General features: G+C 40.7%; 10 protein-coding genes. 3 read left to right on the top strand and 7 right to left on the bottom strand.

Going from position 1 to position 11,929, the window contains the following annotated elements:
* Positions 1–219 precede the first annotated feature (219 nt).
* The 5 genes from RM347_RS26535 to RM347_RS26515 form a co-directional block, all read right to left on the bottom strand.
* Positions 220–1,623, bottom strand: a complete 1,404-nt coding sequence (locus tag RM347_RS26535; protein ID WP_322721618.1) for a glycoside hydrolase 100 family protein — start codon at positions 1,621–1,623, stop codon at positions 220–222.
* Between the two features lie 62 nt (positions 1,624–1,685).
* A complete protein-coding gene (locus RM347_RS26530) occupies positions 1,686–2,495 on the bottom strand; it encodes a glucose 1-dehydrogenase (protein WP_322721619.1) in 810 nt (269 codons plus the stop codon).
* A 302-nt stretch (positions 2,496–2,797) separates the two neighbouring features.
* A complete protein-coding gene (locus RM347_RS26525; RefSeq protein WP_322721620.1) occupies positions 2,798–3,451 on the bottom strand; it encodes a class I SAM-dependent methyltransferase in 654 nt (217 codons plus the stop codon).
* A gap of 131 nt (positions 3,452–3,582) precedes the next feature.
* Positions 3,583–4,953 (bottom strand): APC family permease, encoded by a 1,371-nt coding sequence (locus RM347_RS26520; RefSeq protein ID WP_322721621.1) that lies wholly within the window; start codon positions 4,951–4,953, stop codon positions 3,583–3,585.
* 956 nt (positions 4,954–5,909) lie between these two features.
* Positions 5,910–6,338: a hypothetical protein gene (locus RM347_RS26515; RefSeq protein ID WP_322721622.1), complete on the bottom strand. Its 429-nt coding sequence runs from the start codon at positions 6,336–6,338 to the stop codon at positions 5,910–5,912.
* A 1,122-nt stretch (positions 6,339–7,460) separates the two neighbouring features.
* Between RM347_RS26515 and RM347_RS26510 the strand changes: the two genes are divergently transcribed.
* Positions 7,461–8,102: a hypothetical protein gene (locus RM347_RS26510; RefSeq protein WP_322721623.1), complete on the top strand. Its 642-nt coding sequence runs from the start codon at positions 7,461–7,463 to the stop codon at positions 8,100–8,102.
* Positions 8,103–8,220: 118 nt separating this feature from the next.
* A complete protein-coding gene (locus RM347_RS26505; protein WP_322721624.1) occupies positions 8,221–9,501 on the top strand; it encodes a hypothetical protein in 1,281 nt (426 codons plus the stop codon).
* 74 nt (positions 9,502–9,575) lie between these two features.
* Here the strand turns inward: RM347_RS26505 and RM347_RS26500 are convergent, their stop codons facing one another.
* The gene (locus RM347_RS26500) at positions 9,576–10,373 is read right to left on the bottom strand and encodes a superoxide dismutase (protein WP_322721625.1); all 798 of its coding nucleotides are present in this window, start codon (positions 10,371–10,373) and stop codon (positions 9,576–9,578) included.
* A gap of 176 nt (positions 10,374–10,549) precedes the next feature.
* A complete protein-coding gene (locus RM347_RS26495; RefSeq protein WP_416211940.1) occupies positions 10,550–10,654 on the bottom strand; it encodes a hypothetical protein in 105 nt (34 codons plus the stop codon).
* Positions 10,655–11,463: 809 nt separating this feature from the next.
* On the opposite strand from RM347_RS26495, the gene RM347_RS26490 reads away from it, so the two are divergent.
* A complete protein-coding gene (locus RM347_RS26490; protein ID WP_322721626.1) occupies positions 11,464–11,835 on the top strand; it encodes a hypothetical protein in 372 nt (123 codons plus the stop codon).
* The last annotated feature ends 94 nt before the right edge of the window (positions 11,836–11,929 follow it).

The following is an 11,929-nucleotide window of genomic DNA, read 5'->3' as shown; positions in this document are numbered from 1 at the left end:
GTAAGCTGTTACGCATTTAAGTTGCACATCAACTGGTGAGGTTGTCCTTTGTCAATTGTCCTTTGTCCTTAGTAAACACAAATGACTAATGACTAATGACTAATGACGGTCTACACGGAGTTTGTGCAATATGTAGGCGCGTTAGCTTAAGTAGAGACACCCTGATAATTGTACTGCTAAATAATCTTTGGGGTAGAAGCCCTGGAGGGCATTCAGTACCTACAGGCTACAGCCTGGGCCTTCAAGACCCTCTGCAAAGCTGATTAATTCCAAATACTCTGGATTTTCTACGAACTTTTTAGCAGCTAGCAATCCGGCAATGCTCCAAGTTTGATTGATTCGGGCTTCTTTGCCGATTAAACGACCATTGTTGCCATCGTAGTATTCCGGAAATTTATCCTTAAATAGACGCCTTTCGGCAATGGCGATCGCTGCTTGGGCAAGTTCTGTTCGACCTGCTTTCTGGGCCGCAGCAGTAAATAACCACAGTAAAACTGGCCAGTTACCGCCGTTGTGATAAGACCAAGCGCTGTTCTTAGAGTCACATCCTGTAACAATTCTCCACTCTAAACCTTCCAAAGCTGGAAAGCAGATTTTAACAGGCATATAGCCAATCAAGTCTTGCCAGCGTTGGGCAAATAAATTCATGATGCTTTGAGATTCTTTAACGCTTGCTAAGGAAGCTAAGATTGCCATCAGATTTCCCAGAGCAAAAAAGCGAAAATCTATCCGTCCCGGCCCCAGATTTCCCGCTAAATATCCTCCAGTTTCGGGCAACCAATCGGTTAACCAACTGGGGATTGATTCTGAGTGGATATTGAATTTATTAACAACTTCTGCACCAAATTCGTTACCCTTGTAACGATAGATTTCCCCCAATCGCTTCAGGTCTAGCCAGTAATAGTTGCGGATATGATATTTCAAAGATCCCAATCGCCTATTGACTTTGCCAAGATAACTATCGCCATCCCCATCTGGTAAAAGCAATTCACTAGCTGCCCTCAAAGATGCATAAAATAACACCTGAATTTCTAAAGGGTGTTCGTAGACTCCCATGCGACGGTCAATCATAAATGCGCCATCGGGAACTAACATTGTTGGGTACAGGGAAAACCGATGTACCAAGCAAAGATCCAAAATTAGCTTGATTCCTTGTTGAAAATTTGGCTGACGCGCTAGGGACAAATCACCTGTAGCTTTTTCATGAGCACGTAGCAAGAGAATCCACCACATACAGGAATCAATTGGGGGAACACGAGCGATCGCCTGCTCACCAAAATCAGCAACCAAAAATTCCTCATTGCCATTAGAATGTACTTTGAAACTTGCAGGCATTAATCCCGCTCCCGGTTCAAAGCAGTCCATCTGCTTTTCATGACTTTGTAATTTCAGTGTTTCTACTAAGAAGTTACGCACAATCTCTGGTTTGCCGTACATGAGAAACACCAAGGCAGAAGGGATAAAATCGCGGAGGAAGCACTGGTCATAATTGAGTGCATCTAACTCCCAATCTTGGGCGGCTACAGTCCCAATGGGTTTACCCTGGTAATAAATTATGGACTTTTCCAACAATTCCCAGGCTTCTGCTTCTAGCAGACTGTTCTTATCGATCGCGCTAGTCATAGGCGTCTAATTCCACTAATGGTATGTGTCGGCTCAATTGTGGAAAGTACGCAAGCCTGACCTCAAGCTGACCAGGATTCCCGGAAGTCAGCATACAGAGTCAATCCACCATCTACAAATAGCGTTTGTCCGGTGATGTAGGCAGCTTCATCCGAAGCTAAAAAAGCTACTGCGGCGGCCATCTCCTCAGAGGAACCAGCACGCCCCATTGGGATGTGACTTTCCACGATCGCCTTTTTTTCAGGGTCATCTATCCAGGCTTGATTCATTGGTGTGATCGTTGCTCCGGGGCCAATGGCGTTGACACGAATACCTCGGTTAGCATATTCCAATGCTAAGGTTTTGGTCAGGTTTTCCATACCGCCTTTGCTAATGGAATAACTGATATACATCGGTCGCGGAATAATTTCGTGAACGCTGGAAATATTAACGATCGCTCCTGGACGATTAAGAGACAGGAGGTGTTTAATAGTTTCACGGGCGCAGAGATAAGCACCCCGGAGATTGACTGCAATTACCCGATCAAAGTCTGCTGTGGTAACTTCGTGAGATGGGCTTTCTGTTTGAATGCCAGCATTGTTAACTAGAATATCTAAACTGCCAAATTCCTTTACTACGGTGTTGACCATCTCAACAATGTCTGATTCTTGAGAGACATCTCCCTGAACCAGCAGCGACTTCACACCACAATTTTCGATATTTCCGCAGGCTTTTTGCAATGCCATCTCTTCCGTGTCTGCCGCGGCTTCAGGGTATGAGCGGTAATTGATGGCGATGTTGCACCCTTCTTGAGCGAGTCTGATAGCGATCGCCTGACCGATTCCTGATGTTGCACCTGTAATTAAGGCATTCTTCCCTTTTAACCCTATCATATTTCCTTCCTAAGCTGCTCTTGCTGGAATTTGCACTCAGTCAAACAATTTTGAATTTTAGACTTCGACTACGCTCAGTCGAACGATTTTAGATTATTCCTTCAATTCAAAATCTCAAGTTGGCGCTGTCAACTCTCTAGGGAGAGAATTCAAAATTCAAAAATAGGTATTTGATGATTTTGAATTTCTGATATCATTTGACGAAATCCCTGCTATAGATAAACGTGTAGGGGCGTACAGTTGTACACCCCTACAGCTGATTTACTTGTTGCCAAGATAGATTGTTGAAAATGGTATTAGTCCTAGCGCAAATTCGCTGGCACTTGTTCCGGAACTACCCAATAGTAAATAGTTTTGCCCTCTACGTTCAGCGTTTGCTGTGGTTTCCAATCGCCCATATCGAAGGCATGGGAGACAATACGAGTGCCAGGTTTGAGTTCTTTCAATAGCTTGGGACGCAGTTTGGCGTTGACCTCTGGCAGTAAGTAAAGTGTAACTACTGTTGCTTCACTAAAATCAGTGTTGAACAAGTCTTGTTGGACAAACTTCACGCGATCGGTTACTCCTGCCTTCTTAGCATTTTCATTAGCCTCTTTTATGCGTTCGGGATTAATATCTATACCGACACCACGCGTACCATACTTTTGTGCCGCAGTATTGACAATTCGCCCATCACCACTGCCAAGGTCGTAAAGTACATCATTCTTTCCCACTTTTGCTACTTGCAACATTGCATCCACCACTGGCTGTGGTGTAGGTACATAGGGAACATCTCCAGGACGTTCTTGGGCTTGAGGTGTAGGTGTAGGAGTTGCGGTTTCAGTCTGAGCCGTTAAATCTGTAGAAGGTTCTGTCCCGGCTTCCAAATCTTGCTGTGGCGGCGTACATCCAGCAATTCCCAAGCTGGTGATACTAACCCCTGTAGCCAGTAAAAACAGAATTTTTTTAAAGCTCATGAATTTTCTCCTTTGTCAATAGTTATTGGGTATTAGGTATTTGGCATGGGGAAGAGGACAAGGAGAATTAGGGACAAAGGGAAAGACTTGTTGCAAGTAAGTCACCTTGTCCTCCGGCTCCTTCATCTCCCTCACTCCTCGCGTCCCCTCTCACGCCCGCGGTAGTTATTCCAGAACAACAGGGGGATACCTGCTGCGACAACTAAAACACCTGCAACTGCTCCCACACCTGTATAGACCAAGCTGGAGTAGAGTAAGTAACCGCAGACAGCGCAAAAGAGTAATGGTGTGAAAGGATAAAATGGCACACGGAATGGACGCACTATGTGGGGTTCGCGGTTTCGCAATACCAGCAGTGATATGCCGGAAAGCAAAAAGAAGAACCAAAATATTGGGGCGGTGTAATCCACCATTGTTTCAAAGCCTTTGCGGGTGAGCGTGCCTAAAAAAACCAGTGCCAAGGCGATCGCTGCTTGCAATAATAAGGCATGGGTAGGACTGCTAGGACGTTGCTGCCAGCGTCCCATAAAACCGAATAGCGAAAAATCCTGTCCCAATGCGAAATTGGTACGCGCTCCGGTAAAAATTGTGGCGTTGGTTGCTCCCAAAGTTGCGATCGCAATCAGTACACTGATGAATAAGGCTCCTGGTGCACCCCAAAGAGAGCGCATTAAATCTGCGGCTACCGCTTCTGACTGCGCCATATTTGCTAATCCCAGTCCCCGCAGGTAAGCCAAATTGATTAGCAGATAAATGGTGGTGATGATGCCAATACTCCAGATTAGCGATCGCACAATATTACGTCGTCCATCTTGAATTTCTGCCGAGATGTAAGCCGCCTCATTCCAACCCCCGTAAGATAGCAGCACAAACACCATCGCCAGTCCCCAGGTTCCCGATGATGCAGATTCTACAGAGGCGGCAGAATTAGGAATGGCGGTAAGCCCAATAATTACTACCAGCAACAAACCCAGAACTTTCGCAGCACTCAGCAAGTTTTGTGTCCACTTACCCTGTTGCAAACCGATGATGTTCAAAGCAGTTAAAAGTGCGATCGCTATGGCTGCATAAATAGAAGAAGAAAACGTTCCTAACCGCCATATCTGAGAAACATAATCGCCAAAAACAAATGCCAACAGCGCAATGGAACCAGTTTGAATCACTGTCATCCGCGCCCAGGCAAATAAAAAGGCGACTCCCCGCCCGAATGCACGTTTCAAATAATAGTAGGCACCACCAACGTCGGGATAGACAGTGGCCAACTCTGCATAACACAGCGCTCCTACTAGAGATACTACACCACCGATTAGCCAAAAAAGCAGTACAGCAATATCACTACCTGCTTGACTTGCCACTAAAGCCGGGGTTTCAAAAATCCCCGCCCCGATAACAATACCGACAATCAAAGCCACTGCGTCTGGTAATGTCAGGGATGGTTTGGGTGCTGCTACTTCAGTTGATGTTGTCTGCTGAAGCAAATTGTAGTCTTTACGTCTACTCACATTACTTCCTTATTTGTGTTGAGTTTGGACTCTTGACTTTATTTCATAGTCTTTGTTCAACAGAGCAATTATCTAGATTCTCCAAATTGTGGAACTCGCGATTCAGCAAAACCTTTTGGGTTGGGAACTACCAGCCCAAAAGTTAGCCCTTGGGGAGGGCAAATTTGAATCACTGTTTTACCTATGCTTGTATGGTTGAGAATAAAAGTGATGGGAAAGTGTGAGTCACCAGTGATATGTCTTCAAACCGTAGACTTCTTGCAAAAGTGGGGAAAAGCGTAAGGGGGAAAGGGATGGAATTTTTCCTTTCCCTTTGCCCTTTTTCCCTTTCCCTACAAGAGTGCAGAAGGAACTTTTGCAAGAGGTCTCGTAATATCCATCTGGTCACATTAAGATTAACCTCCCTGCGTAGCTTGCCGCCGTAGGCATCGCTTCAAATTCTCTAGCTAGACAACATCATTCTGCTAATAGGCTAGAGAACCTGACTCGAAAAAACGTCTTCCGTGAGTGAGATTTATAGTAATCTAGAGAATGATTGACTAATAATGGGCAATCGTGCTTTCTTTCATCAAGTCGCTAGTACTGCTAGGCATGATTACGAATTAGGCTCGAATATTCGCTAACGTAATTCCTAATGGGCTACGTCCTGCTGCGCTAACATAATACTCACTTTTGACGAGAAGCAAGTTCCGTAATATATATACCACAAGCGTTTCATTGATTTAGAGTGGATGGTTTATTTGTGCCTTGCTGTACTAGAGACAGCGATCGCTTAATAAGTCAGATTAAGTAGGGATATATATCTGTGCACTCCTACTTAATCAATAATGTAGGACTCCAATTTAAGTTTTGAAAAAATACTGAGACTTAAAAACCTGTTTTATCAGGGTTTCATTTAAAATCCTATTCAGAAATCAGATAGTATTCCTATACATAGGCTTTTTATCGCTAATTCTTTAGTATCTGCTACTAGGAAAAAGTAGAATATCTATTACTTCGCCTATTACTAAACCCAATACTGCTATGACTGTTATAACCCAAAATGAATCTAGTTTATTGAAGCCAGTAAATCGCATTTCTAAATCAGCTAAAAGCGTAGTGGCTAAGGGGACAATAAATAGCCTTAATAATATAGACCAAGTTGCGACTACAGCAATTGATAAACTTAAAAATAAAATAACAACTAAAGTTTTAGAGCCAAATTCAACTAAACGCTCTAACCAAGCATTACTCTTTCGCACTACAGCTATAACCATAGCAGCGACAAAAGCTCCCACTAACCAAATAATATGATTAGCTGCAAGATACCATCCCAGGAGTGTATAAGCCAATAAGAGTAATACTAAAGGCATCAAAGGAATCCTGTTAAAAAATTCCACATTCATACTCCCAAGGCTTGTAAAAATACTAAGTTAATTTCTTAATTTTAGTCAAAAATTGTTACTACTCCAAGTTCTAAATATACCAAGATTGCTCAGGATATTTCTCTATCTTCAGAGCAAATTTAAAGACATATTTTTTCATAGTGAGAATATATAGCCCTACTTAATTTTTTGTGAACAACACTTAGATAAGTTGAAAATATGAGACTTAGATGCTTTTAAGACCTGTGACAACAACAGCATACTAAATCGCAAATTTTTATACTTGTAATCTAATTTAACTTCCTTTGAGGTGATTGCTCGGCAGTCTAGTTAGCAACTTGGATTAGCCATCAGAGTATATTTATTATACGTATTTTAATTATAAGTATGTAATATTTTAAACATAGATTTATTAGTTTAAGAACAATAGTATCAAATTCTCAAATACTAGTGATGTGTAAATAGATTGACTTTGACTCTCACCTATTTGCCATGAAATTTAATGAAGAGGTGGTTACAATTCACTGTGTACAACTTTGACAACTGTCCACAATACTGTTGCATGTCTCAAGCTCATGGTAATATTATTTTACTGTCAGGAGATATTATTTTATACATCCAATTGCAACCATGCTTAAGCGGCTAGTTAGGTGTGCTACCTCAAAAAACAAAAAATTATTCAACCCACCCAGGAAATCAACAAAAGCACCAACGTGCAAAGCACAGAGCTTTTGAAAGTCTGCTTATATAAGATAACTAAAGAGCTAACAAAGCCCTTTTTTAGGAATCATGACAGCCAGCTAGAAAGGCATAAAACCCTCTTAGAATGGCAAAAAATTAGACAACAGTAAATAGAAAAGTTTTGACACAATGTCAATTGTTTTTTGTATATGTAAAAATATCAAAAAGCTTAATTTGTCTTGCACATAAGACATTAATATTGTGTGTTTTATTTAGACATTGATTCTCTTTGTGCTTAGTTACCTATATATAAAAGTCTTAATTGATTGGTGAAAACTTAAGCTACCCTCAACCAAATGAGGCAAACTCTTAAATTTATCAAATCATTTAGGACTGCTAGATCAATCTTGATTTAGTAACAACTCAATTATTGACAACGTAAGTAAGAGTAACAGGAAAAACATGAATATTATTGTTCGTTTGTTTGGAGCGTTGGTTCTCCAAGTGTCTGTGCTGGCTGCAATGTCTAGCATGGCAATGTCTAATGACAAGCCTTTGCGCGTCAATACTCAAGAGACTCCTGTCATTTCTCAACTGAAAACAAGACAGAGGATTTGCTCTTTAGATCCGATTGAGGATTTATTACCTCCACCACAAACCAAGACAAGTAATTCTTTGCTTTCTTACCTTGCTGAACAGGGTTTTACACAGAATCAAGAGGGTTCCTGGGTCTGTTATGCGAACGATCCTAAAAAAGAAGGGCGTTACTTTACTCTGTTTAAGGTTAAGCAAGTTGATGGCAGGCTAATAGCAAGTTCTTTTCTAGATGAGGGCAGTTTGATCCAGGGACAGGAAAATCGTAGCTTGGACTTCTTTATGATGCTGATTGAGCGTCATATGAATACTAGTCAACAGAACCGTCAAGGTATACGTAGATATTTAGAAGCCTTCGTTTCCTTAGTAAAGCAAGGGAAGATCAAACCCACGCGTCGTGGGTTTCTTTTTGACCAACCAAACCGAGCATTGGTCTTATATCACACCCTCTCATCAGGAAGTCTCAAAGGTACCGGAATCACGATCAATATTTATTTACCAAAGAGTTGAATTGGGGAGTGGGGACTGGCGATTGGGGACTGGGAAATACCAATCTCCAATCGCCAATTAAATTATTGTCATTTAGTGGAGGTGCATCTTGCTTAAATCAATTGTTCAAAGAATTGCGATGCCGAAGGCAGTTCGCTTCGCGACCATCGCATTTTCATCTGTTGCAGTAGTACTCACTACGTGTCAGTCTGCTTTTGCACAACTCAATATTGGACGGTATGGTATCCAACAAGGATTGGAGTATGAGTATCTTCAGTACCAAATCAATAACCAGAATCTCAGCCAGATGCGAGTCATTCCTGCATGTAATGTGGGATTTGGTCTGAGCTGCAATAAAACTGGAACCGTAATCCAACGATTACTGGAGTTAAACGGCGGGACTAGCTATCAAAACCTCCTGATCCGAGCAGCAGGTGGGGAGAAAAACTTCCAAAATTTCGCTAGCTTTTACGGTAACAATCCCAATCTCTCTGGGGTGCCTTTCGCCTCATTTTGGAGAAAGGAATCCCCCGCAATCATGGATAGTTCTCAATACGTTCTTGGACAAGGTTTTGGTCGAAATCCAGTAGAAGGACTCGGACTTGTAACCAAGCAGTTCTACTGGGCACCATACTCAGGAGTCAATGACTCGGTCAGCCTCCGGAATGGATTACTAGACCTGAAATTGTCATACGGACGACTGCTGTTTGAAGAAGCCTCAAAAATTTCCAACATCAAGGAGCAGATTGAGTCTCTAGGTCTGTCACCAGAGATGACAAATTTTTATTTAGATAAAATCTCTACAGGCTTAGATGCATTGAGTTCTGGAAATCAGAACCAACTCCAACAAAGGATTTTTGAAGTACTATCCTTTCCATACTCCGAAGATGGTGGGGAACTCGGACGCCCCAATAACGCGATTCCACAGGAATTGAATCAACTCTTGGGAGAAGATGTCCCAGGAGATATTTTGTTAAGTGACAATCCAATACCGTTGGAGGGAGAAACAATAGGCTTCGATGCTTTCCCTGGCTCAGTGGGAGATGTCTTGGTACAAGATAGTTCTGATTCTTTTCCACTCTGGCCAATAATGGCAGTTGGTGGTCTTGGTTTACTTCTGCTTCTACTACTGGATGGCGATAGTTCTTCAGCTCAAGCATCTGTTTCTTCAGGAAGTACACCTACACCTACACCTTTGTCTCTCACCAGCAAAGGCGAATGCGATCTGACTCCCAGTGGTAATGCTCCCGATCACACACAGATCATTGAGATTCCATGTAATGTGACTCCTAAACCCCCTACGGAAGTGAAAAGGGTAGTGGAGCCATCAATGCTCAAAGCGCTTGTATTGCTAATTGTTCTATTATGTATAGTCCGTTACAAACAGCGGTCTTTAAAAATTCGTAATTATGTTAGATGAGGGTATTTAGACTCCTATCTAAAACAAAGCTACCTCTATAGGTAGCTTTGTACATATTGTTATTGATAGTATTGCTAACCAGGCTGTTGTGATAAGAATTGCGATCGCCTGTTAATCTGCGGCCAATTCACCACATTCCACCAATTATTCAAATACTCAGCCCGACGGTTGCGATATTTCAGGTAATAAGCATGTTCCCACAGATCGTTACCCATAATTGGATATAAACCCTCCATAATCGGGTTATCCTGATTTGCTGTGGTCACGATCTGGAGTCGCTTTTGGGGGTTACGTACTAACCAAACCCAACCACTACCGAAGCGAGCTGCACCCGCTGCGTTAAACTGTTTTTTAAAGGCATCAAAACTGCCAAAAGTTTGGTTAATTTCTTGAGCGATCGCTCCTGAGGGTTGTCCACCACCTTCGGGACTCATTAGTTGCCAAAAAATCGTGTGATTAAGGTGACCGCCACCGTTATTGCGTACCTTTGTCCGAATATCTTCAGGTACGCTGTTCAAATCTACTAGTAAAGCTTCAACACTTCTTTTTTGCAAATCTGGATACTGCTTCAATGCATCATTTAAGTTCTTGACGTAGGTAGCATGGTGTGCGTCATGATGCAATTTCATCGTTTCAGCATCAATAGCTTTTCCTAATGCTCCATAAGCATAAGGTAATGGTGCTAGCTGTGCAGGGGAAGCACTTAACGACCTATTAGGATAAGCTACAGGAGGAAACGACCCAGCAGCCGTTGGTGTTGGTGTAGAAGATTGTGCCTCAGCTATTAGTACTGATTCATGAGAGATTAGCAGAATTGTCAACACAATTGTTGTGAAGAAAAAAACTATTGTTTTTCGCCAAAATTTTATCATAAATTGTAGCCTCAAAATCAATATTATTGGCTTGTAATCTGATCATGGAGTCTTGTTTTGCAGCCCAATCAAGCCAAATATTATATATATTACCTTAGTTATCAGGTAATACGAGGAAAAATACTCAAGAGAATAGAATTAATCGCTGCCAACCCAATAGAGGAACTTACAGCACTCTAAAAGCAGCATTTTAAGCGAAAACGCTCTACTACATAAGCTGCCAATGCAAAAATAATTGTATTTAAAACAAAGAAGAATAAGCCCAGATTAAGGATAATCACAGGAAAGGTAAAAAAACTGAGTATTGACAGTTAAATTGCATTTAAAATTCCGAAAACAACACTAGAAATCGCCGCTTTACTCAAACTAATAATATCAATATCTAAAGATAGTTTATAAATAATTAAAAAACTGATAGTGGTAAATAATCAAGTAAGGATAATGTCAAATATCATAATTCCTAAATTTATTAATATGAGTCGATAAGTTAACGATAGATCCAGCTTTAGTAATAAAGGTAACTCAAAAAGGACATAACCTCAATACCCATAAAATTTTGAGAAAATATTTCCACGCATTTTAACATATAAATATCTATTTATAAGTCTCTTACTTAATTTATTCCCTTGGGTATATAACGATAAATAACAAGCAAAACCCTTGACAGATATGGCTGAAGTTTTATTTTGCTAAACCTATAATTAAAACCTTGTAAGCATTAGAATTTGATCTACCGACAACTTGACAACTGGATAGTGATTTTTAGTTAATTAAAATATACATGAATAAACCTAATCCATAAACGCCCTTATTTACCAAACTGCTTTGATATCTACATCTTTAATATGGACTATTTTAAAATTTTTCACGAGTAACGTAAGATCCAGTACTTATTTCTAAGTATTTGCTGAATTGACTTGCTTATTAAAGGTCTATATGTTCCAAATTCAAGAGTGTTATCAACCTAATTCTGATGAAACAGGAATAAATCATGTCTTGTCACAAATTACTAGTTAGTTACCCGGCTATCAAAAATCAAGGCAATAAAGACCTATAGCAAAAGGTAAATAATATGCACCATCATCAAATCTTGCAAACATCTGTAGCAGCCAATAGTAATTTAGCTCAAGGAATCCGGAGTGAAGTCAAAAATGAGCAAGCACAAACGCATGAATTAACTATCCGTGATATAGCGGTATCTTTATCTCCTGTTAGCTTTATAATTGGTTGGATAGTTTTTTTCCTGGTATTGCGAAAAATTCGGGTATTTTTAAATGAAAAGATGGTTTTTTCCATCAACAGTTTACACAAAGTTCCCTGTAAGAACTGTCGATTTTATTCCAATAATCATTATCTAAAATGTGCAGTAAACCCTTCGATTGTTCTCACTGAAGAAGCGATGAGTTGCTCTGAGTACTCATCCAGCAAGAAAAAATTTTCTTCTAAAAATCCCTTTGGCTAAGAATAATTAGTAATCTTATGCCCTAAGATTTTTACATTTCACATTTTGATTTGCTGCTAAATATAAAAGCTGGTGCTAATTTTTTCCATTTATT

Source organism: Nostoc sp. ChiQUE02 (assembly GCF_034531305.2).
Taxonomy (GTDB): Bacteria; Cyanobacteriota; Cyanobacteriia; order Cyanobacteriales; family Nostocaceae; genus Nostoc.
The sequence above is the reverse complement of the archived record's forward strand: the minus strand, read 5'-3'. Positions and strand labels throughout refer to the sequence as shown.

Bases quoted from the DNA above. Each gene is read 5' to 3' on its own strand.
- RM347_RS26535 (WP_322721618.1), bottom strand. From the start codon at position 1,623: ATGACTAGCGCGATCGATAAGAACAGTCTGCTAGAAGCAGAAGCCTGG.
- RM347_RS26510 (WP_322721623.1), top strand. From the start codon at position 7,461: ATGAATATTATTGTTCGTTTGTTTGGAGCGTTGGTTCTCCAAGTGTCT.
- RM347_RS26530 (WP_322721619.1), bottom strand. From the start codon at position 2,495: ATGATAGGGTTAAAAGGGAAGAATGCCTTAATTACAGGTGCAACATCA.
- RM347_RS26505 (WP_322721624.1), top strand. From the start codon at position 8,221: ATGCCGAAGGCAGTTCGCTTCGCGACCATCGCATTTTCATCTGTTGCA.
- RM347_RS26515 (WP_322721622.1), bottom strand. From the start codon at position 6,338: ATGAATGTGGAATTTTTTAACAGGATTCCTTTGATGCCTTTAGTATTA.
- RM347_RS26525 (WP_322721620.1), bottom strand. From the start codon at position 3,451: ATGAGCTTTAAAAAAATTCTGTTTTTACTGGCTACAGGGGTTAGTATC.
- RM347_RS26500 (WP_322721625.1), bottom strand. From the start codon at position 10,373: ATGATAAAATTTTGGCGAAAAACAATAGTTTTTTTCTTCACAACAATT.